Below are 24,315 nucleotides of genomic sequence, written 5' to 3'. Positions count from 1 at the left end.
AACCGAGTACCGATGAGCACACTACTCATGTCCAAACCAGCGATGAGCCAATTCAGCATCGCCCTACTGGTAGCATCGCTTTTGTTCGCACACTCCGAAGCAATGGCGGATCGAGCCCAGGAGCGTCCCGCGCGGCCGAACATCGTACTTCTTTTGACCGACGATCTCGGTTGGCAGGATGTAAAGTGCTATGACATTGATGAACCGTGTCCCTATGAGACGCCGAACATCGATGCCTTGGCCAAAAAAGGGGTCATGTTCTGGCAAGGTTATTCGCCAACGCCGGTGTGTGCTTCTTCACGATGCGCGATTCTAAGCGGCGTTCATGCAGCGAGAGCGCAGAAAACAAGCGTCCGTGGTGGCAGCCCACCAGTTCCGCTGAACAAGGCATCGACTTTGATCGCTCCCTGGCAACGCTATGGTCTTCCGCCCGAGGAACTCACTCTGCCAAAAATCCTTCAGCGGAATGGCTATGTCACCGGTCACTCAGGAAAGTGGCATCTGTCCAAGGGCGGCGAGCGAGACGATGCCAATCGTGAGCCGTTTGGTTTTGACTACACCCGTTGTGACCGCGGATCTAGACAGTCGATGCCGAATCGCCTGAGCGGTTTTGCGACCGCGGCGGCCGATGATCCTTACCGCCTGGACGCCAACGGATATCCCTATCACCAAACAAACGAAGACGCCCTGACGTTCCTGAAGAACAGCAAAGACAAACCCTTCTTTTTGTACTACGCGACCTGGCTGGTGCATGCCCCGATTCACACACGCAGTGAAGAACACTTGCAGAAATACGCCAAGCGTTTGGGGACGGATCCGGCGCACACCCCTAAAAAAGACACGCCTGGACAGCAGAATCCCTTCTTTGCCTCGATGGTTCAGGAACTGGACTACTACATCGGCCAAGTGTTTGGCTATCTGGACCAAACCGAAGACCCACGTTGGCCTGGGCACATGCTAAGTGAGAACACCTACCTGATTTTCACGTCCGACAACGGCGGCATGGAAGGTTCACCTGCCGAACGATACACCGACAATCAGCCACTTCTGCTAGGGAAAATTTCTGCGATGGAAGGCGGTACTCGTGTGCCTCTGATCATCACAGGACCCGGTATCCCCTCCGACGTGCAAACAGATGTGATGGCCAATGGGTTGGACTTTTACCCCACCATTTTGTCGATGGCTGGCGTCGAAAAACCAAGCGGGAAACCACTCGACGGCTGCGATCTGACGCCCTTGTTACTGAATGACCCGACGGAGCCTTCGCTGGTGAAGCAAGCCGACGGTTCGGTGCGTGACACGATGGTCTGGCACTTTCCTGTAGGCGTTGCTTTGGAAAGCACGATCCGAATTGGTGACTACAAACTGGTGCACAACTACGACCATGTAAATCATTTAGAGACTCCTAAGCTTGAACTGTTTCGCCTTTACGAGACCACTGGCGGAGTTCAAAAGCGAGCTGACATCGAAGAGGCAAATGATCTTGCTGAGTCGATGCCCGAAAAAACGAAGGCGATGGCTGCGAAGTTGACTGAGATCCTGGACGCAATGAACGCGACCTATCCCTATTATAATCCGGATTGCCGCGACGATTTGCCAAACAAAGGTAGCGTCCCAATGTTGGTGTCGCAGACACGCAGCGGCAACACAGTGGAGTTTAGGTACCGCGAGAACGGTGCAAAGGTAGTTCGCGCCGATCTAATCTATACGGTCAATGGCAATGATCGCGACGAAGAGTGGCTTCGCGTTCTGGCGAACATTCCCTTGCAAGGGACGATCACAGCGGAGTTGCCTAAGGGGACGACGCACTACTACGTGAACTTGATTGATGACAACAAATTTCTGGTGTGCTATCCGAAAGTCTTGGGTGACAAGCGAAGCTTGACGGCAGGGGCGATTGGTGTGGAGGCGGGCGTGGCGACGAATGCCGGCGCACCGTCGACCAAGAAACCGAAGGGAATCGCTTCAGGACCTAAGACTGAACGATTCAATGACCTGGACACGAACAAAGATGGAAAGGTCGGCGAGCAAGAGTACCTAAGACCGTTCGTTGCGGGTTTCGATCGCAAGGACAAAGACAGTGACGGTGAATTGTCACCAGATGAGCACTCGCATCCGTCGTTTGAACATGCTGATCAGGACAAGGATCGGCGTCTCACACGCGACGAGTACCAGTCCATTCATCTTCGGCACTTTTCCAAATTTGACAAGAACCAAGATGGATTCTTGTCGCCCGATGAATTTTAGTCCGTGTCATAAAGGTGACGAACCGTTTCGAGTGCTTGCCCTCAACCTGCGACGCACGACCTCCTTCAAATTGACAGTGACAAGTGAGCATGGCTCCCAACCGATACAGGGCCGGGGCGTGCTTGGATTTTGAGGCGAAGCCCAGCCTATGCCCGTTTGGTTGGACCAGTCTAGCCAACAAAGGAAATCGATCATGATCACGACGCGTCGCAACGTACTCATCATTGCCCTCGTTCTGTTCGGGGGCGTATGCCACGCGGACGATCGGCCACCCAACTTCATCGTTATTTTTACCGACGATCAGGGGTATGCCGACGTTGGTTGTTTCGGCTCCCCCGACATTCGTACTCCGCGCCTCGATTCGATGGCGAGCGAGGGAATGAAGTTCACGAGCTTTTACGCACAACCGGTCTGCGGTCCGTCACGCGCAGCGTTAATGACTGGCTGTTACCCGATGCGAGTGGCTGAGCGCGGCAATACCAAGCAGGTTCATCCGATTTTGCACAGCGACGAAATTACCGTGGCTGAACTGCTCAAGACCAAGGGGTATGCGACTGCGTGCTTTGGGAAATGGGATCTGGCCAAGCATTCGCAAGACGACTTCTTCGTTGACTTGTTTCCAACGCGGCAGGGGTTTGACTACTTTTTCGGCACACCGACTAGCAATGATCGCGTTGCAAATCTGTATCGCAACGAAACGTTGATCGAACCGAAGACCACGATGGCGACGCTGACAAGCCGTTACACGGACGAAGCCATCAACTTCATGAAAGACAATCAGGATAAACCGTTCTTTGTCTATGTTCCGCACACGATGCCACATACTCGGCTCGCTGCATCGCAAAAGTTCAAGGGAAGAAGCCCGCGAGGACTTTATGGTGACGTGATCGAAGAGATCGACTTCAACGTCGGCCGGATTTTGGACGCAGTCACCGAGATGGATTTGGCCAGCAAAACCTATGTTCTGTTTACCAGCGACAATGGACCATGGTTGATCAAGAACCAAGGTCACGCTGATGGAAGTCTTCCTGGGGATCACGGAGGTTCCGCGGGGCGTCTTCGCAGTGGCAAAGTGTCGACGTTTGAAGGCGGCATCCGAGTGCCCACGATTCTGTGGGGACCTGATCGTGTGCCTGCTGGCACCACCTGTGACGAGATTGCAAGTACGCTGGATGTCTTGCCGACACTGGCTGCTTTGGCCGGTGTCGATCCGCCCGACGATCGCACGATTGATGGCGAAGACATTCGCCACCTGTTTCATGGTGACTTCGACAAAGCGGATCCGAATAAGGCATTCTTTTACTATCTGCGTGTCCAACTTCAGGCCGTTCGGCAAGGGCAATGGAAACTGCATTTGCCTCGCAAAAAGGAACCTGTCGGTGCTGCTCCGTTCAGCAGAAACGCACACATTGCGCCGCAGGACCGCGTAGGTTTCAATGATCCATTCCTGGTTGATCTAGTCAACGACGTTGCTGAAACGACGAACGTCGCTGCGCAACATCCAGATATCGTCCAGCGACTGTTGGCATTGGCCGACGCAATGCGTGAAGACCTCGGGGACCATGACCGCGTCGGTCGTAGTATGCGTTTCTTTGATTTGGAAGGCTCACGCCCAACCAAGCCTCCAGTTCCTGCCCCACGTGCGCGAAAACCGAAATAGCCGAGAGCCCCTCGTCGATGACGGGGTAAACTCAATGGATACACAAACACTCGCTCCGACGATTTTACGACCAATTTGGAAAAGCCAATCCCGAATGATACGATGGAAGTTTTCTGCTTTGACATCTTTAGCGCTGGTTGTCACATCACATGGCCTAGCGGAAGAACGTCGACTTGTTTCAGGTAGCCGTTTGAGCCTGGGCATCGATGCCCATCGTTCGGCTTCGATTCGGGCAGCCGATTTTGACGGCGATGGTGACTTAGATGTCGTGGTTGCAAACGGTCGCCATTGGCCGCAGCAAAATTTTCAGTTCGTCAACCAAGGGCGCAGTCGGTTCAATCTGGTTCGCCGATTGGGCGCCGAGTTGTCGACAACCTATGCCTGCGAGCCAGCCGATTTTGATGGCGATGGTGATATCGACTTAGCGATCGGTAATGACAATGCGCCTTGTTACATCCTGCTCAACGACGGAGAGGGTGTCTTTGCGAAAGGCAGCGAATTTGGCGAGCCGTCAAGTCTTCGCAGCCTTTGCGTCGTCGACATTGATTGTGACGGCGATATGGATCTGTTGTCGACGTGTCGCGGACGGGCGAACCAGATCTACATCAACAATGGTTCCGCCGTGTTTTCGCAATCACGTTCGTTCGGGAACGAGCGTGACTCGACGATCGATGTGGCTGTCGCGGATGTAAACGCAGATGGAAACATTGATTTGATCTTGGCCAACCGAGATGTCCAGCCGAATTGCATTTTGCTCGGCCGAGACAAGGGAGGCTTTGGGGAGCCGATCACGTTTGGAGCTTCAGCGACGTCAAGTCGCGCAGTCGCCATCGCCGATTTCGACGGTGATGGCCACGTTGACTGGGTGGTTGGCAACATTGGTCAAGCAAACGTGGTCTATTTCGGTGACGGACGAGGCGGAGTGGCTCGCGAAAAGAGTTTTGGCCGTGATGACGGAAAGACATATGCAATCGCGATTGCCGACATGGATAATGATCAACGGCCTGATGTCGTTGTTGGCAATGTCACGCAGCAGAATGCGGTTTACTTCAATGGTAACGACGGCAAATCGTTTGACGAAATTCGCTTTGGCGATTCTGAAGCGGCGACTTATGGACTATGCACGGGCGACTTTGACGAAGATGGTTTTGCGGATGTAGCTGTCGCGAACTCAGATGGACTGAACCGGATCTTCTTGAACCAACGGAAAGACAGATGAGAAGCGAAGTGAAGTGTGTGATCGTTTTTGGTTTGACCGCGTTCTGGTCAGTCGTTGCGGTTGCGGCCGGGGATGAAGTGGACTGGCCGGGGTTTCGTGGTCCAGGAGGCCGTGGAATCATCACCGGGTATGCCGCGCCTGAGTCATGGGACGCGACGGACGCCGGGGATGAAGCTGTTCTTTGGCGATCAGAAGTGCCGGGGCTTGGGCATTCGAGTCCCGTCGTGTTCGGCGACAAGATTTTTTTGACAACCGCGGTTTCCAGCAGCGATGACGTGCCACTGCAAGTTGGTCGCGGGGGCAACACAGCTGCGGCCGATGACAACGGAGAGCAGACTTGGCTGGTCTTGTGTTACAGCAAAGAGACCGGCAAAGAGCTTTGGCGCAAAGAAGCTCGCAAGGGACAGCCACAGGCAACTCGGCACTCCAAAGCGACACATGCGAATGCGACCGTCGCGGTAGACGAGGCTCATGTCGTAGCGTTTTTCGGATCGGAGGGCTGCTACTGCTATGACCACGATGGCAACTTGCTATGGGATCTGGACCTCGGCGTTATCGATATCAGCAAATATGGAATCGGCTGGGGATATGCCAGTTCGCCGGTGATTCACGATGACCGAATTGTCTTGGTGTGTGACGATCCAAAGAACCCGTTTATAGTCACCTTGCGGCTTTCCGATGGAAAAGAACTATGGCGAAAATCGCGACAGGGTGATTGCGAGCGGAGTTGGGGGACGCCTCTCGTTCACAAACACGACGGTTCATCTCAAGTGGTCGTCAACGGTTGGCCTTGGATTGTGTCGTACGATCTGGAGAACGGTGAAGAACGTTGGCGGATCGAAGGCGGTGGTGACAATCCGACACCGACCCCGTTTGCGATTGACCAGCGTCTCTACATCACAAATTCGCACGGCGGACAGTCACCGATCTATGCAATCAAGTCGGATGCAAAGGGAAATCTGAGCGAATCAGAATCAACGTCAGCCGAAAGCTTGCTTTGGAAAGTCGACCGAGGCGGTAGCTACATGTCGACGCCCGTCGTTTGGGGCGACTACTTGTATCTCGGAAATACAAACGGCGTCGTGCGATGTTTTCACGCGATCTCGGGCGAAAAGATCTACGAAGAACGCCTCGGTGGCGGTGCTTCGATTACAGCGTCGCTCGTTGCGGCTGATGACAAAATCTATTGTCCATCGGAGGACCAAACGATTTATGTGTTAGCAGCCGGTCCGGAATTTAGGATTCGGGCGAAGAACAAAATGGGTGAACCCTGTTTCGCAACTCCGGCGCTGTCGGCAGGCGTGATGTACGTGCGCACGACCAAAGCCATGTATGCAATTCAACCTGTCGATCCGTCAGAGCCAGAATCGAGTTCGGCGCCCAAGCCGAAACACAATGTTTTGTTCATTGCTGTCGACGACTTGCGGCCGTCGATGGGCTGTTACGGTGACGAACATGCGATCACGCCGAACATGGATCGCCTGGCCAGTCGCGGTGTGCAGTTCGATCGAGCTTACTGCCAAGTCGCGGTGTGCAATCCGTCGCGGGCCAGTCTGATGACGGGATTACGTCCCGACAAACTTGGTGTGTGGACGCTTCCCATTCACTTTCGAGAAGCGATGCCGGATGCGGTGACGATGCCGCAGTGGTTTCGCAAATTTGGCTATACAGCCGTCAGCCATGGGAAAATATTTCACAACCCCACCCCGGACCCGCAATCGTGGAGCGAACCCATTCGTTCGTTGCCAAAGTTGCCCGATCCGTATCCCGAGGGAACGCGAGAAACCGTCCAAGCAGCGATGAAAGCGTTGCCCGCGAACGATTGGCGTAAGAATAATCTGCGTCGCCCCAGCACGGCTTCGCCCGATTTGCCGGACAACCAAATTTTGGATGGAGCCCAAACGGACGTCGCCATCGAAAGCCTGCGGCGACTTGGAAACCAAGACGAACCGTTCTTTTTGGCGATGGGCTATATCCGTCCACATTTGGCCTGGGTCGCTCCCAAAAAATACTGGGACATGCATGACCCTGCCAAGCTTCCGGTCATGTTGGATCAGGAGGTGATTGGTGACACACCACCGTACGCACCGCATAACAACAGCGAACTGTCACATTACGTCGACCTAATCGATATGCCCAAACCTTCGAGTAAAACGTCTCTGTCGGCTCAGAAAATGCGGCATCTGGTTCACGGCTACTATGCCTGTGTCAGTTACATCGATGCGCAGATTGGGCGTTTGCTAGATGCATTGGATAAAGAGGGACTGGCCGACGACACCATTGTCGTTTTGTGGAGTGATCACGGTTGGAAGCTTGGCGAGCATCGCGGTTGGGGGAAGATGACCAACTACGAAATCGATGCTCGTGTGCCACTAATAGTCGCATCACCGAACATGAAAACGGCGGGGCAAAGAACGCAGCAGCTAGCGGAGTTGTTGGATTTGTATCCGACACTTTGTGAGCTCGCCGGAATTGATGTCCCAGAGTTTGTCGACGGAAAAAGCCTGGTTCCGCTGCTGCAAGGCGTCAACGAGCCCGTCCGCGAAGCAGCGATGAGCCAGTACTACCGCCGATTCGATGGTCGCGAGTACATGGGGTACTCCATGCGAACGGATAAGTATCGTTTTATCGAATGGCGTGATTTTGAGACGGGGTCGGTGACCGATCGTGAACTGTACGATCATCGACAAGGGCTGAGCGAAGACTTCAACGTGATCGATACAGTTGACAACAAGGTGGTCGAAAAACTGACTGACCAGCTAATGGCCTTGCAGCCGCGCAAGGGATTGGTGATGACACCCGCCATTCATTCCAATCCAAGTCCGGGACGCTGGAAAGCGAATCTGACTTTTGAAAATCAGAGCCATTCAGAACTAAGGGTTTATCCCATTACGCCAACGGGGAAACGAGGGCGAGTGAAAAGAATCTCGCCTGCGAAAAATGCGACGTTCAACGCTCGCATCGGCGGTGTCTATGTGGTCGAAAACGCGGACGGAAGCGTTCACGAAATTCATTCGCCATCGTTTCCGCCTCAGACGATCGTCGTCGGCGATCACTAGTCACGGTCCCAACAACTGTGGCTGTGTCAAGATTCTAGTTCGACATCCCGCCGTCGGCACGAATGTGTTGACCGGTGATCCAGGCTCCGTCGCGACTGGCTAGGAACGAAACGACCGACGCGATGTCTTCCGGTGTGCCCAGTCGTTTGAACGCCGATAGCTCAATGAATGTTTGGCTTTTCTGTTTGTCATTTGCGTCAAACATGCCGGGAGACGTGGCGCCGGGACGGACGCTGTTGACCGTGATGCCGCGATCGCCAATCTCTTTGGAAAGCGAAACCAGCATCGCGTCCACTGCGGCTTTGGTCGCGGAATAGATGCCGGTTCCTTCTCGCGGACGTTCGGCCAATTGCGACGAGACAAAGATGATCCGACCGTTGTCTCGTACTCGTCGTGCTGCTTCGCGGATTGTTAAAAACGCGCCACGAATGTTCACGGCCACGAGTTTTTCGAAATCACTGGCAGAGCAGTCGACGACCGATCCCATGCCTGCTGCTCCCGCATTCGCGACAACCACATCGACGCCTTGGTAATGCGTTTGTGTTTGTTCAAAGAGGTTCGCTACATCGGATTCATTGGTGATGTCTGCTCCAATCGCAATCGCGTTTCCGTTTGCTTGCTGAATCTCGGTTGCGATTTCGTTGGCGGACGTTTGATCCGATCCGTAGTGAACCACCACACTGAATCCATCCTTGCTAAGTCGTCGGCAGATGCCACGGCCGATTCCGCCTGAGCCACCTGTGACAATCGCTGTTTTTGAATCTGTTGCCATTCTGGGAGCTGTTTACGTAAAGGTTTGTGTGGACGCTGAACAGCGTATGGGATGGTTTGAGCGACACAGTCGCTGCGGTGCGATGAAATCTTAAGCCGTCTTCCTGCGTTTCGCATCGACCGTCAACTGGTCGTATTCACGTAGCAGCCAGAGTGTGATGCAGGCAGCCAACATGGGCCAAGCTGCATAGAACAGCAGGTTCGGTTTTTCCCATGGGTTGATGTACTGTTTGTAAGCGCTGAGAGTCGAAACGGTATGCAGCAACGTGATCACTCCATACGAAAACGTACGGAATGTTCCACTGACAAACGCCGCTACCAAAATCATCTGCACGATTCCGATAGCCAGAACGATCTCGTTTCCCAGTCCTTTCATCATGTAGTACTTTTCCCAAACAAGTGCTGCGTGCTCGGGATTTAGAAACTTGTCCAGTGTCCACATAAAGAACACCAGCCCGACTCCGAGTCGCAACAGCAGAAGCCCCCAAGGCAGGCGAGATCGTAAATGGAGGTCTTGTTGGTGGTCGTCGGTAGTCATGTTCTGTGTTGGTCAATCGTATTTGGATTAGAAGCGATAATCCGCACCGTCGCGGCTTCGCTGACAACTTGCTTCTAACTCAGATAACTTTTTGCGAAGCCGATCCGCCTGCTCAGGCATTTCGTCGGACAAATCCTTCTTTTCAAAGGGGTCATTCGCGAGATTGTAGAGCCGAGTGCGGCCGTTTTTCTTTGCTTCCTGGAGCAGTTTCCAGTCACCCGAAATAATCGCCTTGCCATCGATTCCTTGATGCAATCGTCGATAGCCAAAGAACAGACTGCGGTCGTTGTTCTGGCTTTCGCCGCGGATTACTGGCATCAGATCGATACCGTCGATGGGGCGAGTGTCTTTTTTTGAACGCGAGTAACCCACGATAGAAGCGATCGTGGGGAGAAAATCCACGGTGCTGCACCGAACGTTCGTCGTTGTGCCCGGGGCGATAACGCCCGGCCACTCGGCACACGCAGGAACCAGCACGCCGCCTTCGTACATCGTGTGCTTGTGGCCCTTGAACGGTCCGGCCGATGCAACGCCTTTTTTGGTCAGCCCATCAGACGGGCCATTGTCACTGCAAAACAAGACGATGGTTTTCTTTTCGATGTCTAGCTCGCGGAGCTTTTTTCGCAGACGCCCGATCTGTTCGTCCATTGCTGTGATGCAGCCGTAGTAGTTTTGACGTTTGCTTCCCGCTTTGGGATACAGCTTTTTGTACTCGTCGCCTGCAACCACTGGTTCGTGCGGCGAGTGGAACCAGACTGTTGCCAGAAACGGCTTGGCCTGGTTGGCTTGCACAAACGGAATGACGCGATCCATGATGATGCGACTATCGTCACCCTGCAGGTTTTCGTTCACTTCGACGCCATCTTGGACATACGGAAAACCACCTTTCCAAGGATCACCTGGTTTGCCGCCCCAGCTGTCCCAATCCGCCGGTGTCACCCTGGGGTTCCAAGTCGGTACGGCACTGGTTGTGGCAAAGTACTGGTCAAAACCATGGTGGGATGGTGGTGAATAGAAACCACGGGTGCCAACCTCATCGGGCTTCACCCAGCCAATGTGCCACTTGCCAAAGAAACCGGTTGCGTAGCCTTTCTTTTTCAGCATCTCTGCGATCGTGTTTTCTCCGACTCGCATGCCGCCGGTGTGTGCCGCCAGAATTCCAAAGCGAAACGGATATCGCCCGGTCAAGCAGCTGCCTCGTGTCGGGGAGCACAAAGGCGCAGCAGCATAGAAGCGATCAAACCGAACACCTCCGGCTGCCATCGCATCAAGATGGGGCGTCTGCAAAACAGCGTTGCCATTGAATCCAACGTCACCCCATCCTTGATCATCGCTCATCAAGAGAATGACATTTGGCGACTCAGTATCGTCTGCCATCGCTAATGACTGCGGTAACGAGTACATGGAGACGATGGTCAGGCAGAAGACTTGAGCGATGATGAGTTGGTTCATGGTGATCGAGGGCGAACGTGTTTGCTGAATGTTGAAAATTGGCGAATGTTTGGCTGACTGCGATTGGTAAGAGGATAGCCCAAAGCGAACTAAATTTACCGGACTTATTACATTCATCTGTCGGAGTGAAGGTTTGGCTCCATTGGCAACGACACCAAGTTTGAATTTGAGTGCACCGAAGATGGAATAGCATTATGAACGGATGCGCTCGGGCGACACACAGCAGCCGTCTGACGAGAAAAATTTGATAGACTGCAATGCATTGCTGATCGATATCATTGTGTCGAAATATACTGATTCATTGGTTCAACCTGTTCTCCAATTCCAAAGGTACTCACATGTCCGATTCGGATGCCGCTGCCACGCCCGATCAACCCTCTGAAGAAGACCTGAGGTTGGCGATGAAGGCATTTCGCAAACGTCTGAAACTGACACGGTTGGATGAAGAGTCGCGACTGGGCTATGGCCCAATGTCTTCAGGCGAAAAATCCGGCGTCGCGGCAATCACTCCTCCCGATCAGTTTCCCAAAGCGGTTTGGCGAGAGTTGGCTAGGCAAGGAAAACTGAAACAAGAGAGTCGCACTCTTTACTCGTTGGTCGAGTAATGATGCACGGTGCTTGCGTTTGATGCTGACTAGCGAACCGTCATTTGTCCAACTGTACACAGATAGCACCGCGGTGCGTGCTCGCTAACTTGTGGCTTTTTACATGCTAGGAAATATCATGAATAACAATGACGAAGCGCGGCAGATCGGCCGCCGAGCCTTTGTTCGCGGAAGTGCGCTAGTACTAGGCGCGAGTTCTGTTCTGCCCCAAGCATTGCTTGGCGATGAGGCTCGGACGAGTGCTGACGACGGCCATCGGTTGAAGGTCGGAATGGTCACCGATCTACACTACGCTGACAAACCGACGGCAGGATCGCGGCACTATCGAGAGACGCTGGCGAAACTGGATCAGGCAGCGGGGCAATTTTTGCGAGACGAACCGGACTTTGTCGTTGAACTTGGCGACCTGATAGACCGAGCCGATAGTGTTGAAACCGAGCAAAGGTATCTCAAGACGATCAACAAAGAGTTCAGTGCCATTTGCAAAGATCGGCATTACGTTTTGGGCAATCATTGTGTCGACACGCTCAAGAAAGAAGAGTTTCTCGGCACCGTTGGTCAGCAAAAATCGTTTTATTCATTCGATCGCGGCGACTTCCATTTTGTCGTGCTCGATTCCTGCTTTCGCAGTGATGGCCAGCCGTATGGTCGTAAGAATTTTAAATGGACCGATGCCAACATTCCGGCGGCCGAGATTGATTGGTTGCAGTCGGACTTAAAGGCATCCAATCGCAAAACGATCGTGTTCGCCCATCAGCGTCTGGACGTCAGCAACAATCATGGCGTCAAAAATTGCGCCGAGGTGCGAGCTGCATTGGAGACGTCAGGCAACGTGCTGGCGGTTTTTCAAGGACACAGCCACAAAAACGATCTGAAGGAAATCAGCGGCATCCACTATTGCACTCTGGTTGCCATGGTCGAAGGGGCCGGTGTGGAAAACAGCGGGCACGCGATGATGACACTCGGTGTCGATGATTCGATCGTGGTGGACGGATTCCGCAAGCAATCCGACTACCGATGGGCCACGCCTGCCATGGCTAATTAACCGAGGTCAGCTAGCTTTTGATCTTGAAGCCCGCTTTGCGATTTAGGGAGTCACGTGATTCCACGTGCGTATCGTCGATGTAACCGGCGCGTGCGATTTGAATACGACGAACAAGTTCTTTGCCATCGGCTGTGGAGGCATCGACGTCCATCAGCACGCTACCGTCACTTTGATTGCTGACGTGACCGTGGACATTCAATCCACTGGCTTCGGTCACGCACGTCATGCGAAATCCGACCCCTTGAACGTGACCTGTAAAGCGAACGATAAAACGTTGCACGGCTGGCAAGCTAGTGAGTGATGCGTGAAACAGTTAGTCGATGGGACTCCAGCGGTTGCTTCTTACAAAGACGTTTCGATGACGTCTTCGTCAACAGTTTCCATTGTCGTAGGCGCGACGGTCGCTGGTGGTGCGATTCGTTCGATGATGACCAGGCACATGTCGTCGAAGGGCGGCGCGTCTCCGACGTGCTTGAGTACGGCGTCGACGATTCGGCTGGTGACTTCATCTGCATTGCCGGCCTGCTGAGACAATGCTCGGACATTCTCCATGCCAAACTCTTCGTCATCAGAGTCCATCGCCTCGTTGATACCGTCGGTGTACATCACCGCCAGGTCACCATTGAGAAACGGGATCGAAACGGTTTCGTAATCCATGCCGCTGTCGATTGCGATCGGAAGACCGGATTCTTCTTCACCAGGTTCGGAGATCTTTCCGTCCGCCGCGTGCCGGACGATCGGTGGCATATGACCCGCATTGACGATCTTAATCATTTCGCTGTTCGGATCGATGACGACCAGCAAGAACGTAATGAAGCGTTCGACTTGAACACCACTCATGCGATCGTTTAGGCGTTCGACCGCACGGGCCAAGTCGTCGTCGTTTGCCAGACAAAACCGCGTTTCCGCAGATAGTTTGGCCATAAACATCGCTGCGGCGACACCGTGGCCGACGACGTCCGCGACCACGATACCAACACGGCCATCATTGAAGTGGATGTAGTCAAAGTAGTCTCCGCCGATGTGATTAGCGGCTTGGTAGTAGCTGCTGACGCGAAAGCCTGGAGCATCAGGCGGTGCTTGAGGCAGAAAGGCCTTCTGCACTTCGATGGCAAGCTTGAGGTCCTGTTCGACTTCCCTTTGCGTCAGTGCTTGTTCATGCAGACGGGCATTGTTGATCACGATGCCAGCCTGGGTCGCGACGCCGGCAAGCAGGTCGACGTCTTCTTCGCGAAACTGTCCGCGTCCTTGAGTCGAGTCAATTTGCAATGCGCCGAATGTATTTCCTTCGCCATCAGAGAGCGGCGCGCACATCATAGAACGAATCGAAAAATCCGCGATCGATTCGCTGCTGTCGAACCGATCGTCTTCGAGGGCATCGAGCGAAAGGATTGATTCGCCGCTCTCCATGACGTGTCGAATGATGGTGCGACTGATGCGAACCGTTTCGGTTTCGTCCTGGGCCTTGCGAGTTTTGACCCAGCGCGGCGTCAGCGTGTCGTCGGGATTTTTCATGACGATGAATCCCCGATCAGCCGATGGGAAGATGTCAAAAAGACTTTCCAGTACTTTTGGCAACACCGAATCGATCGACAGCACGTTGCTGAGGTTGCTGTTGATGCGGATCAGTGCTTCCAGTTTTGCTTCGGGCGTGGCGCTCATCTTGAGGCCGTCGACCGAAGTACGGTATTCGACCTTGGCCGATGAGGACGAGAGCGGTTCGGCTTCAGCGCTTTCGTCGTCGACCAACATCACGCCAAATTTGGATCCGTCAAAGGTCATGTCGTGACCGCCGCGGGCGAATTCGGGAACCGCTTCGTTGTGGAACATCAGTTCGACATCGCTGATTCGAATTCGGTCTCCCTCGCGGAGCGGTTCTTCTTTTTGAATCTGCTGGCCGTTTAAAAACGTGCCGTTTCGGCTTCCGGCATCAGCGAGCAGAAACTCTTTGTTCTTGCGCAGTACTTTGGCGTGAAAACGGCTGACGGCACCGGCATCCACGACGATATGACAATCGGGGTGTCGTCCAAGCACGGTTTCGGATTCGACCAATTCAAACCGTTGGGCAGAATTAGGGTCGTCGGTATTGGTCGAAAGAAAAGCCATCAGTCAATTTCGTAGGCGATGAGCGAACTGGTATTCGTAGGTGTTGATTGTAGATGGCGTGGCAGCAGCCAACAACGAAGCCCGACCGCGATAATGTCCCCGAGTCAGCGCCGTAGGTCCGCATGGGACCCCTTCAGGCACGAAAAAAACCGCCGGAAGGGACCGGCGGTTTTCGATTATTAATCTGTCTGTGTCCGAGAGACACTTCTGACTGCCGAACGAACGACTACTCTTCGTTTCGTTCGGTGTCTTTGTCAGCCTCGGGAGGACTGTTGTCTTCGTACTTTGCTTCCGGAATTGCTTCGCTGTCTTTGGTCGGCAAGACGCTGTGATAGACAGCAAATTCGCTGTTGTCATCAGCATCTTTGTTGTCGACAGGCTCTTCGGTGACTTTGGCCTTTCCAACGATGACTTCGATGACTTTACGCTCGACAATCTGGTTGCGGAGGGCGTCCATTTGGCCGCTTTTCTCCAAGCGAGCACGAACCCGACGTTCTGGCTGATCACTTTGCTCAGCAATCAGCGAAATTTCATGATCGTAGTCGGATGGTTCGGCATCGATTTTTTCTTCTTCAGCGATTTGCTCCAGGATGAAGTGTTCTCGCAGAGCTGATTCGGTCGAAGCCTGAGCGTTTTGCTTGGTTGCGTTAACGAAACGACGAACATTGTCTTCATCGAATCCGCTGCGACGTAGTTCCAGAACTTTTCGCTCCAGTTCACGCATCGTTTGACGCCGAACCAATTCGGGCGGCAATTCAAACGAAGCCGATCCTGCGAGAGCTTCGACGACGGTACTTCGCAAAGCTTGCTCGGTGCGGTAATCGGCTTGTCGGGTTAGCGAGTCGCGGACAAAGGCACGTAGTTCTGCTTCGGTCTCGAAATCGCCCAGCTCTTCCAAGAAAGCTTCGGTCAATTCTGGCGTTTCTTCTTTCAGCACTTCGACGACTTCAATTTTGACGTCGACCTTTTTGCCGCGAAGTGATTCGTCGCTGGCGTTTTCACCCAAGGTGACTTTGCCTTTGATCTTGTCGCCTTCTTTGGCGCCTTTCAGTTTCTTGCCGAAATCATCCATCGTCGCGTCAGAGAAAGTCATTCTTTCTTCCAGCGTGACGCGTTCTTCGTCCATGGCTGACAGCGTTTTGCCGTCGTGAGTGAACTGAGCCGTGATCAGTAGTTTGTCGCCCATTTCAGCAGGAGCGTCGCTGGCTTCCTGTGTCGCGTAGCGAGAAAGCACACGAGCCAGGGCGGTATCGACGTCGGCGTCGGAGATTTCTTCGACAGGTTTCTTCAGCTCGACGCCTTTCCAATCCGGAGTCTTGAACTCGGGTCGTACTTCGACGGAAAACTGATATTTGAAATCGCCCTCTTCGGGGACTTCGATGGCGTTGTAGTCGAAGTCAGGTTCGCTGATCGCTGAAAAATCTTGGCTCTCGGTGACTTGAGCCAAGCTATCCATCAGCAGCGAGCCTTTGACTTGCTCGACGACGCGATCGCGGAATTGTTTTTCAACTAGTTTTCGAGGGGCACGGCCGGCGCGAAAGCCAGGTACTTGTGCTTCGGGGACCAATTCGTCGTAGGCGTCCTTGAGGTATCGCTGGACTTCGCCTTGCGGAATGGTCACAACGACCTCGCGCAAACAAGCCTGCGGACTCTCTACCTTGACATCCAACTGAATGGGTTTCTTTGCTTCTTCAGTTGTTTCGGGTTCGGTCGAAGTAGACATCCTTTGACAGACCTTCTGTATAGATTCAATGGAGTGGGAATCCCGGCGGGCTCAAATTACCAGCGATTGGCAGGTGAACTCGATGGCCAGGAATCGTGAAAATGCGTTTTTTATGGCCCGGCAGTGTACCGCCATCGGGTGAAAATCAGCAAGCGGGCAGTTGTCCCGATTCGTTGGAAACCTTTCTCGCACGCAATCTCGCGGTTATTTTGCGATTTGATCGATGAAGTCGCATGGTTCTTTGTCTCAGTGGCCTTGCCGGACCTGCGGCGGTTTCTATAATCTGGGCTCGAAAAGCAATCAGCCCGGTAAAGTTTGTCGTCCTGATTGCCGATCTCCCTTAGATGTGATTGGCGGACAGTGTTCATTGTTCCCGTCATGTGAAGCATGCGGCTGTAGCTCAGTTGGCAGAGCATCACGTTGCCAACGTGATTGTCGTCGGTTCGAATCCGATCAGCCGCTCTCTTTTTCTCCTGCCGGTTCTGGCAGCTGACCGATGATATCGTCATCGGTCCATCTGGTGCCCCATCGTGTTGGGTAGCCGCTCTGACAAAATCGGGCAGCCTGGACGTGAGTTCTGGCAATCGCTGTTCTGATATTCGGGATCCAGGCATGATCGACTGGTCAATCGGATTGCATCTGTTTGTGATTATGCTGGCGTTGCTATGCTTTAGTGGCTTTTCTTTCGCTCCCTCTCGATCTGGTCAACCACGGAACGCATCTTGTCTTACGCCCAACTTGGACCGATCGCCGTTCACCTGCCGTCTCGGATCGAGACGAATGAGGATCTTCAGGAGCAGTTTCCTCGCTGGGACTTGAAACTGATCGCCGAGAAGACCGGGATTCTACAGCGTCACATTGCCGAGCCCGGCGAAACCGCTAGCGATCTGGCCGTCGCGGCAGCCGAGAAATTGTTCCAGGAAAACAACATCGATCGTTCGACCATCGATTTTGTATTGCTCTGTACGCAAACGCCGGACTACCCGCTGCCCACGACCAGTTGCTTGGTCCAAGATCGTTTGGGGCTTCGCACCAGTTGTGGCGCGCTGGATTTTAATCTGGGTTGCAGCGGCTATGTCTACGGATTGGCCATGTGCGATGGGCTGATCCAGAGCGGTGCGGCACGAAATATCCTCTTGCTGACCGCCGAAACGTATTCCAAATACATCGATGCAGATGACCGTAGCCTGCGGACGATCTTTGGCGACGGAGCCGCAGCCACCTTGGTGCAGGCTGCCGATGATCAATCGATGCGGGGTTTTCGTTTTGGCAGCGACGGAAGTGGTGGCGACATGCTTTTAGTTTCTGACGGTGGCGGTCGCCCGACTGAAGACGCGATCGAACCACGGCACCGAAAACGTTGGAAGAGCCGTCTGTACATGGATGGCCCCAGCTTGATCAATTTTACCGTCGAGGCCGTTCCTCAGCTTGTTGACGAAATCTTGGCGGACAATCAAATGAGCCGCGGCGACGTCGACCTGTACCTGATGCATCAGGCGACTTGGAAAATGCTGGATCAGCTGCGCAGCCAGCTCGAATTGCCACCCGAAAAGCTACCGATCGAAATGGCCGATGTCGGCAATACGGTGTCCTGTACGATTCCGATTCTGATCGACCAATTACGCAGTCGTTCGAACTGGAACGCGGCGGCACCCAAAATGCTAGTAGGGTTTGGGGTCGGTTTGTCGTGGGCTGGATGCCTTTGGGAAGATCATTTCGCAATCGGGTAGGCGGTCGTCGCGATGAATGGTGTCCTACCGCTTGGAATCTAAATTTGCCGTGTGAATTGGTCGGTTTTGCGTCAACGATCGCGGGCTAAATTGATAGAATGTTGTGATGCAAGGTAGTGTTCTATACCTTCTCAGCCACTCGTCGAAGCGGAGGACTCGGAAATGAAAGTCAATGTAACCGGTCGCTTGTTGATCGCTTCGCCCTACTTGAGCGATGGAAACTTTCTCCGATCGGTCGTCTTTGTGGTCCGTCACGATGTTGAAGGTGCGTTTGGTCTTTCGATCAATCGCCCAACGGATCGGCGGTTTCGCGAGCTGGTCGAAATGAGCAGCACGGACGGCCAGCCACGCGAAGACGATTTCATTTTTTGTGGTGGCCCGGTTCAAGGACCGCTGCTTGCCTTGCATGACTTAGCCGGTGTCGGCGAACCCTGCGGCCCATTTGATCCCAATGCGCCGACCGATTTTGTTGGGCCGATGGAATCGAATCTCCAAGGCACCAAGCATGTCGTCCACGATCATCCAATGGAATCTTGGGGGTCGATGTCGATCGAATTGGGTAACCCACCTGCTTGGTTGACGGGGGACGACGACCACTTGCGCATTTTGCTTCGGCGTCCCGACGCGCGAGTCAAATATGTATCGCACTACAGTGGTTGGGGCCCGCAGCAGCTGGATCACGAACTCAGTGTTGGTGGTTGGCTGGTGGGCGAAGCCGATCCTGAACTGGTTTTTGCGGATCCTAACGAGATTTGGGAACGTGCAGTGAAACGATGCGGTCAAAACATTCTCGCGGAAATTTCCCCCGGTATGAAATTTGGCGATCCCACGCTGAACTGATTGAATGAACTGCTGATGCGTCGTTTTGTGATCGGAGATATCCACGGATGTGCCAAGTCTTTGCGGACTTTGATCGAGACGATTGCGCCGTCCGCTGATGACGAGATTGTCTTTCTGGGCGACTACGTTGACCGCGGTCCCAGCAGCCGTGATGTGGTAGAGCAAATTGTCCAACTGAAAGAACAATGCCGCGTGGTGGCATTGCGAGGCAACCACGAAATTATGCTGATGGCTGCTGCGTTTGGCGGCGTCGATTCGACGGCTTGGATGAATGGCGGAGGGTTGGCAACGGTTAGCAGTTACGGTGGTTCGTTGCGAAAGATGCCCGTGACACACATCACGTTTTTTCAAGAACTGCGTCCTTACTACGAAACAGAAAACGAGATATTCGTTCACGCGGGATACAATCCGCAGTTGCCGATGCGAGAGCAATTGGATTCAACGATCTATTGGACTCATTTGCCGGATCCCGCTCCGGCGCCGCACCGAAGCGGAAAAAGAGTGTTCGTCGGGCATACGCCGCAGCCGTTTGGGCAGATTTTGAATCTGGAACATTTGGTGTGTGTGGACACATATTGTTTCGGCAATGGCTATCTCTCAGCCATGGATATCGATACGGGTGATGTGATTCAGGTCGACCGGCACGGGCACCTTCGACGCGATCCGCTGGCCGATTTTACTGATCAACTTGGTCGCGGCTGGTCTCGCTGCAAGAAATTGGTTCTTCGTCTCACACGTCGTTCAGTTGCTAAGTCGGCTGAAAACAACGAGCCAAACGACGAACCAGCTGATGGCACCGCAGAAGGGAAAGTGCGGAACCTGAATGCCAGCCTCGGCGACAGGTGACGAGCCTCCGCGAGCGTAAGCGGAGCGAAAGATCCGGCGTTCAGTGCCGCCGGACCCTTCGTAATGGTGGATCGCAGGTGCCTCTACGGATGGACGGGTGGCGATTCTACGTCAAAACGTTGGCATTTTGTCTGCTGGGCGATTGAAACCACGTTACTATGAAAGAAGGAAATTTCGTAAAAGCGAAACGCTGTCGAACGAAGCGAAACTTTCAGTCGTGATCGGATGTTAAATGTGTTGACGTTCATTGCGCAGAAAGATCGCGGTTGCAGGATGCAAGGCACTCTTTTCTTTTAACCGGGAGAATATCGATGGGATCGATGACGACTGGCTGGTATTACATGGCGAAAGGTTGGATGCGCAAGTCGCGTCGCGTAGGGCCAATCTCCGAGCCTGATTTGCTGGCCTGTATACAAAAAGGCAAAATCGAGCCGTCGACGTTGTTGCAGAGCAGCAAAACGAAAGGCAAATGGGTTCCAATGAGCAGTGTTGGGCCGGCGATGAAAGCCTGGCATAAATTTCACCCTGCACATCACAAGTAGGCTGTTGGTCTGAGCCGACAATCCAAAACGACCGCTGACTATGCCGCGATCGCGGTCGCGCCGCTGTTGATCTTTTTGATGATCAGCAGCTTGGCGAATTTCTTGATGCTGATTCTTTATCACGGTCAGTACAGCCAGCGTCTCGCCTGGACTCTCTTGATGTACACGATGGGCGCGGTCTGTGTGGCCCGCATCGCTATCGAACAGGATCGCAATTATTCGATCGGGTATGCCATTGCTTTGGCGTTGGCTGCGTTGGTTGTGATGGTTCGATTCGTTCCTGGATCGTTCATTTTTTGCGTTGGAATTCTGGCGTTGATCGCCTACCTCAGTGATCGGATTGTTCACGACTGTACGTTGATCGATGACTCGGTCGATTCAAGTGGCCAGGGTTTGATCGAATTTGGCAAAGATGCCTTTCAAAAACAAATTGCCAAACCCGCTTCGCAATCCAGCGAAGACGTAGTGCCGTCCGACGAAGCGAAGGATCCCGCAAAGCCACGACCGAAAATGAAGGCTCATCAACCGGGGCGGACCGTGATGTACCTGGCTTTGGGAGCATTGCCTTTGTTTGGGATTGGTCAGTTTCTGATGCGGTCCGATTCGACGACTTGGGCAATGGCGCAGAAGTATTTGGCGTTCTACCTTTTCAGCAGCCTCTCGCTTTTGGTGACGACTAGCTTCCTGGGGCTGCGCCGCTATCTGCGTCAGCGAAAAGTTGACATGCCAAGTGACGTCACCGTCGCTTGGCTTGCCGGCGGTGTGGTCATGATCGGTTTGATTCTTGGGGTCGCTTACTTGGCCCCTATGCCGGGCCAAGTGCTGGCGTCGATCGAGATGCCAGATTTTCTGACTTCCCCCAAGGGGTTTAAGTCGAGTTCGATGGGATGGGGCGACGAGGCTGCCGACGACGGCGATTCTGATTCAGGACAAACCGCTAAGGACAAAAACCAGCAAGACAAAGAAATCGGAAGCATCAAGCCGCAAGAAGGGGCGCCTGCGGGAGATTCGGGTGACGGAAAAGGCGAAGAGGGGCCGCCAGGAAAGCAATCGGGAGCAAAGAAGGGCGCTGCAGGCGAGAGTAAAGGCGAGTCGGGGAAGCAAAAACCTGATGGTCAGAAATCCACGCCGTCGCAGGGCTCAAAGTCGGGTGAGAAACAGAAGGCTGAGCAGTCGCGGCAAGATCCCAGCGGTTCAAAATCAAAACAGAAATCTAACGAAAGTCAGCCAAAGCAATCTAAGCAAAACGATGCTGAAAAAAGCGGGGCCAAACAGAGTCCGCCAGATCAATCATCCAAGCCAGATTCAAGCAGCGAAAAAAACGATCAGCGCGGCGATGAGCCCAAGTCAAAACAGGACCAAGGAAAGTCGGAAGCCGAGCAACGCAAGCAAGGAGAAAAGTCGCAGCCCAGCGAAGCTTCGGCTAACGATGCGAAAACCAGTAATCCGGATTCCAGTAATCCGGATTCCAATGATCCAGATACCGGTGCCGCGAAGGCGAATGACGCGCCCAGCGATTCAGGTTCGTCATCGATGGGAACTTTCTTTTCCTTCTTGGGCGGGTTGCTGCGTTTGTTCATCATGGCCGGACTGTTTGCCGTCGTGGCTGTGTTCGTGTATCTGTATCGCGACGCAATCGCGCATTGGTGGGCCAGCCTTTGGAATCAGGATGCTCCGGTCGCTTCGATCGATGCGCCAACACCGTCGCTGGAAGAAGCGATTCAGCAACCGCCGCGGCCGTTTGCGGCTTTCCGAAACCCGATCGGAAAGGAAGAGGACCCGCGTCGAATCGTCGTCATCACATTTCAGGCGTTCGAGGCTTGGACCCGAGAACAGGGTTGGAAACGCGACAAAAACGAAACGCCCAGCGAATTCCTGCGACGCGTCGCAGGGGCGATTCCCGGTGCCGCGACCCCGGCGTCGCAAATTGTCGAAGGATACAACCGGATTGTTTATGGTCGCGGTAAAGCGACCAAGCAAGACATGGCGGCGGCCAAGCAGGTTTGGCAAGCGATGCAGGCGTGATTTAGCTGTTCAGTTGTGCAAAGGCTCGCATGTCTTTTTCCAACGCGTCGATTCGCTCTTGTAAAGCCTGTTTGGCATGTTTCAGATCAGACGACTCCGTTGGTGAAAGTCGCGTGAAATTGTAGAGCTTGATTTTTGGTTCGGTGCCGCTGGGGCGAGCCGCGACGTAGTTTCCTTCTTCTTCCAAGTCCATGAAAATCAAGTCGCCCGCTGGGCCGTCCAAGGAAGTTGATTTTCCACTGGCGATATCGGTGTGGGTGCTGTGTAGATAGTCGCGAATTCCAGTGACGTTTAGGCCGGCCAGTCGTTTCGGAGGATTGTCACGGAACGCCTGCATCAATCGCTTCATGGCAACCATGCCTTCGCTGCCTTCCATGAACAGGCTTACGGTTTTTTCCTTGTGATAGCCGTATTTGCGTTGCAGGTCACCCAAATAGTCATGAAGCGATCGGTCGTCTTTTTTCAGTTCGGCAATCAGTTGGCTCATCAACAAACAGGCGACGGCTCCGTCTTTGTCGCGAGCGTACTGGCCGATCAGGTATCCGTGCGATTCTTCGGTGCCGAAGACAAACGTGTCGGGGCCCTCTTGTTCCATGGCTGCAGCGATGTGTTTGAACCCAACCAGCAAATTTCCCACGCAACGAACGCCGTAGTTTTCTGCGATCATCCGTGTCATTTCAGTGGTGACCAAAGTCTTGATGACGTAGTGCTCGGGCGTCAGGTCGCCCGCTTCGGATCGTTTGCTGAGCACAAAATCGGTTAGCACGCAGCCAAGTTGGTTTCCGTCCAAGGTGTCCCAGTCCATTGACGCGTCCAGGGAGATGGGAGCAGCAACACCCAAGCGATCGCAGTCGGGATCGGTGGCCAAGATGACATCACACATTGATGCTTTGGCGTATTGGATCGGGGCTTCGAAGACGGCCAAGTTTTCGGGGTTGGAGACGTGTCCGGGAACGTTGGGAAAGTCGCCGCTTTTCTCTTCGTGGGGACCGTAGACTTCGACTTCGTCAAAACCGTCGTGCTTCAGGAGCGGGAGCACTGCTTCGGCGCCGACACCATGCAGCGGCGAATAAAGAATCTTGGCGTCTCGCGGGCCTGGGAATCCACAAGCCGCACTCACCGCCAAGTACTCGCGATCGATTTCTTCGGTGGCAATTTCAATGCGTCCTTTTGACACCGCTTCGTCGAATGGCATGCACTTGATCTCTTCGCAGTTCATCACTCGCGAAATGATTTCCGAATCGTGCGGCGGCAAGATCTGAGCGCCATTGGACCAGTAGACTTTGACCGCGTTGTCGCTGGGCGGATTGTGGCTGGCCGTGACCATGATGCCGCAGTCGCACTGAAAATGTCTGACCGCAAATGAAAGCTGTGGCGTGGCGCGGTAGTCGTCCAGCAAGTAAACCTTGATTCCTGCGGCAGCCATAATTCCCGCACAGAGTTCGGTGAAGTGTCGCGATTGATGACGAGTGTCGTAAGCGATCGCACAGGACAGGTCTGTTTTGCCGTTGGCATAGTCGACGACGTAGTCCGCTAGCCCTTGAGCACTTTCGCCGATGGTGCGGTCATTGATTGCGTTGGAACCGATGGGGTACATCCGGCCGCGGCGGCCACCGGTGCCGAACGGAATGATGGTCCAAAACACATCGTCCAACGTCTGCCAATTGTTGTCGTTGATATGGTCAATCACGGTTTGACGGTAGTCGCTGTAGCGAGATTCTGTCAGCCAAACGCGGATGTTCTCTTTGGCTGATCCGCTCAGGGCTCCGTTGTCGGACGCTTGCTCGATCGCTTGCAGGGCTGACTGGACGTTAGATTCCACGAATAGACTCGGATAGGAGAAGGGTCTGTCGACAAAAGATAGGATCGCCGGATACGATATTTCGCGGCAATGGATTCGGTCAGAT

Annotated in this window: 18 protein-coding genes and 1 tRNA gene; 12 read left to right on the top strand and 7 right to left on the bottom strand. The window is 53.8% G+C overall.

Translation table 11 applies throughout. The features are described from left to right. Nucleotides 1–12: 12 nt before the first annotated feature. The 4 genes from K239x_RS22035 to K239x_RS22020 all read left to right on the top strand — a co-directional run bounded on the left by K239x_RS22035 (nucleotide 13) and on the right by K239x_RS22020 (nucleotide 8,185). Nucleotides 13–2,247 carry a sulfatase-like hydrolase/transferase gene (locus K239x_RS22035; protein WP_419189265.1) on the top strand — a complete coding sequence of 745 codons (2,235 nt, stop codon included), beginning with the start codon at nucleotides 13–15 and terminating at the stop codon, nucleotides 2,245–2,247. Nucleotides 2,248–2,440: 193 nt separating this feature from the next. After that, complete coding sequence (locus K239x_RS22030) at nucleotides 2,441–3,907, top strand: sulfatase family protein (protein ID WP_145420526.1); 1,467 nt, start codon at nucleotides 2,441–2,443, stop codon at nucleotides 3,905–3,907. Between the two features lie 118 nt (nucleotides 3,908–4,025). Next, the gene (locus tag K239x_RS22025) at nucleotides 4,026–5,126 is read left to right on the top strand and encodes an FG-GAP repeat domain-containing protein (RefSeq protein WP_419189264.1); all 1,101 of its coding nucleotides are present in this window, start codon (nucleotides 4,026–4,028) and stop codon (nucleotides 5,124–5,126) included. Then, complete coding sequence (locus K239x_RS22020; RefSeq protein WP_145420525.1) at nucleotides 5,123–8,185, top strand: sulfatase-like hydrolase/transferase; 3,063 nt, start codon at nucleotides 5,123–5,125, stop codon at nucleotides 8,183–8,185. The genes K239x_RS22025 and K239x_RS22020 overlap by 4 nt, the downstream gene beginning before the upstream one ends. A gap of 34 nt (nucleotides 8,186–8,219) precedes the next feature. Here K239x_RS22020 and K239x_RS22015 read toward each other — a convergent pair whose 3' ends face one another. The 3 genes from K239x_RS22015 to K239x_RS22005 form a co-directional block, all read right to left on the bottom strand. Next, on the bottom strand, nucleotides 8,220–8,957 hold the full coding sequence (locus tag K239x_RS22015) for an SDR family oxidoreductase (protein ID WP_145420524.1): 738 nt from the start codon (nucleotides 8,955–8,957) through the stop codon (nucleotides 8,220–8,222). Between the two features lie 90 nt (nucleotides 8,958–9,047). Next, entirely contained in the window at nucleotides 9,048–9,494 is a 447-nt protein-coding gene (locus K239x_RS22010; protein ID WP_145420523.1) for a hypothetical protein, read from the bottom strand. A 27-nt stretch (nucleotides 9,495–9,521) separates the two neighbouring features. Then, nucleotides 9,522–10,946: a sulfatase-like hydrolase/transferase gene (locus K239x_RS22005; protein ID WP_145420522.1), complete on the bottom strand. Its 1,425-nt coding sequence runs from the start codon at nucleotides 10,944–10,946 to the stop codon at nucleotides 9,522–9,524. 338 nt (nucleotides 10,947–11,284) lie between these two features. On the opposite strand from K239x_RS22005, the gene K239x_RS22000 reads away from it, so the two are divergent. After that, a complete protein-coding gene (locus K239x_RS22000; RefSeq protein ID WP_145420521.1) occupies nucleotides 11,285–11,551 on the top strand; it encodes a hypothetical protein in 267 nt (88 codons plus the stop codon). 118 nt (nucleotides 11,552–11,669) lie between these two features. Further along, complete coding sequence (locus K239x_RS21995; protein WP_419189263.1) at nucleotides 11,670–12,596, top strand: metallophosphoesterase family protein; 927 nt, start codon at nucleotides 11,670–11,672, stop codon at nucleotides 12,594–12,596. A 10-nt stretch (nucleotides 12,597–12,606) separates the two neighbouring features. Here the strand turns inward: K239x_RS21995 and K239x_RS21990 are convergent, their stop codons facing one another. From K239x_RS21990 to tig, 3 genes are all read right to left on the bottom strand, one after another. After that, nucleotides 12,607–12,876 carry an acylphosphatase gene (locus K239x_RS21990; protein ID WP_145420519.1) on the bottom strand — a complete coding sequence of 90 codons (270 nt, stop codon included), beginning with the start codon at nucleotides 12,874–12,876 and terminating at the stop codon, nucleotides 12,607–12,609. Between the two features lie 62 nt (nucleotides 12,877–12,938). Beyond that, the gene (locus K239x_RS21985) at nucleotides 12,939–14,702 is read right to left on the bottom strand and encodes a SpoIIE family protein phosphatase (RefSeq protein ID WP_145420518.1); all 1,764 of its coding nucleotides are present in this window, start codon (nucleotides 14,700–14,702) and stop codon (nucleotides 12,939–12,941) included. A gap of 226 nt (nucleotides 14,703–14,928) precedes the next feature. Next, nucleotides 14,929–16,425 carry a trigger factor gene (tig, locus tag K239x_RS21980; RefSeq protein ID WP_145420517.1) on the bottom strand — a complete coding sequence of 499 codons (1,497 nt, stop codon included), beginning with the start codon at nucleotides 16,423–16,425 and terminating at the stop codon, nucleotides 14,929–14,931. A gap of 389 nt (nucleotides 16,426–16,814) precedes the next feature. Between tig and K239x_RS21975 the strand changes: the two genes are divergently transcribed. The 6 genes from K239x_RS21975 (at nucleotide 16,815) to K239x_RS21950 (ending at nucleotide 22,408) form a co-directional block, all read left to right on the top strand. Continuing rightward, nucleotides 16,815–16,887, top strand: a tRNA-Gly gene (locus K239x_RS21975). Nucleotides 16,888–17,147: 260 nt separating this feature from the next. Next, nucleotides 17,148–18,155 carry a ketoacyl-ACP synthase III gene (locus K239x_RS21970; protein WP_145420516.1) on the top strand — a complete coding sequence of 336 codons (1,008 nt, stop codon included), beginning with the start codon at nucleotides 17,148–17,150 and terminating at the stop codon, nucleotides 18,153–18,155. Between the two features lie 162 nt (nucleotides 18,156–18,317). Continuing rightward, complete coding sequence (locus tag K239x_RS21965) at nucleotides 18,318–18,995, top strand: YqgE/AlgH family protein (protein ID WP_145420515.1); 678 nt, start codon at nucleotides 18,318–18,320, stop codon at nucleotides 18,993–18,995. 15 nt (nucleotides 18,996–19,010) lie between these two features. Beyond that, a complete protein-coding gene (locus K239x_RS21960) occupies nucleotides 19,011–19,841 on the top strand; it encodes a metallophosphoesterase family protein (RefSeq protein ID WP_145420514.1) in 831 nt (276 codons plus the stop codon). A gap of 311 nt (nucleotides 19,842–20,152) precedes the next feature. After that, nucleotides 20,153–20,383 (top strand): DUF4339 domain-containing protein, encoded by a 231-nt coding sequence (locus tag K239x_RS21955; RefSeq protein ID WP_419189262.1) that lies wholly within the window; start codon nucleotides 20,153–20,155, stop codon nucleotides 20,381–20,383. Nucleotides 20,384–20,461: 78 nt separating this feature from the next. Next, entirely contained in the window at nucleotides 20,462–22,408 is a 1,947-nt protein-coding gene (locus tag K239x_RS21950) for a DUF4129 domain-containing protein (protein WP_145420513.1), read from the top strand. A gap of 1 nt (nucleotide 22,409) precedes the next feature. Here the strand turns inward: K239x_RS21950 and K239x_RS21945 are convergent, their stop codons facing one another. Next, nucleotides 22,410–24,230, bottom strand: a complete 1,821-nt coding sequence (locus tag K239x_RS21945; RefSeq protein ID WP_145420512.1) for a phospho-sugar mutase — start codon at nucleotides 24,228–24,230, stop codon at nucleotides 22,410–22,412. Nucleotides 24,231–24,315 lie beyond the last annotated feature (85 nt).

The organism is Stieleria marina, assembly GCA_007741555.1.
GTDB lineage: Bacteria > Planctomycetota > Planctomycetia > Pirellulales > Pirellulaceae > K23-9.
The sequence above is the reverse complement of the archived record's forward strand: the minus strand, read 5'-3'. Positions and strand labels throughout refer to the sequence as shown.

Coding starts and splice junctions, on each gene's coding strand:
- K239x_RS22035 (WP_419189265.1), top strand. CDS start 13: ATGAGCACACTACTCATGTCCAAACCAGCGATGAGCCAATTCAGCATC.
- K239x_RS22010 (WP_145420523.1), bottom strand. CDS start 9,494: ATGACTACCGACGACCACCAACAAGACCTCCATTTACGATCTCGCCTG.
- K239x_RS21995 (WP_419189263.1), top strand. CDS start 11,670: ATGAATAACAATGACGAAGCGCGGCAGATCGGCCGCCGAGCCTTTGTT.
- K239x_RS22030 (WP_145420526.1), top strand. CDS start 2,441: ATGATCACGACGCGTCGCAACGTACTCATCATTGCCCTCGTTCTGTTC.
- K239x_RS21960 (WP_145420514.1), top strand. CDS start 19,011: ATGCGTCGTTTTGTGATCGGAGATATCCACGGATGTGCCAAGTCTTTG.
- K239x_RS21955 (WP_419189262.1), top strand. CDS start 20,153: ATGGGATCGATGACGACTGGCTGGTATTACATGGCGAAAGGTTGGATG.
- tig (WP_145420517.1), bottom strand. CDS start 16,425: ATGTCTACTTCGACCGAACCCGAAACAACTGAAGAAGCAAAGAAACCC.
- K239x_RS21965 (WP_145420515.1), top strand. CDS start 18,318: ATGAAAGTCAATGTAACCGGTCGCTTGTTGATCGCTTCGCCCTACTTG.
- K239x_RS22000 (WP_145420521.1), top strand. CDS start 11,285: ATGTCCGATTCGGATGCCGCTGCCACGCCCGATCAACCCTCTGAAGAA.
- K239x_RS21950 (WP_145420513.1), top strand. CDS start 20,462: ATGATCAGCAGCTTGGCGAATTTCTTGATGCTGATTCTTTATCACGGT.
- K239x_RS21985 (WP_145420518.1), bottom strand. CDS start 14,702: ATGGCTTTTCTTTCGACCAATACCGACGACCCTAATTCTGCCCAACGG.
- K239x_RS22020 (WP_145420525.1), top strand. CDS start 5,123: ATGAGAAGCGAAGTGAAGTGTGTGATCGTTTTTGGTTTGACCGCGTTC.
- K239x_RS22015 (WP_145420524.1), bottom strand. CDS start 8,957: ATGGCAACAGATTCAAAAACAGCGATTGTCACAGGTGGCTCAGGCGGA.
- K239x_RS22005 (WP_145420522.1), bottom strand. CDS start 10,946: ATGAACCAACTCATCATCGCTCAAGTCTTCTGCCTGACCATCGTCTCC.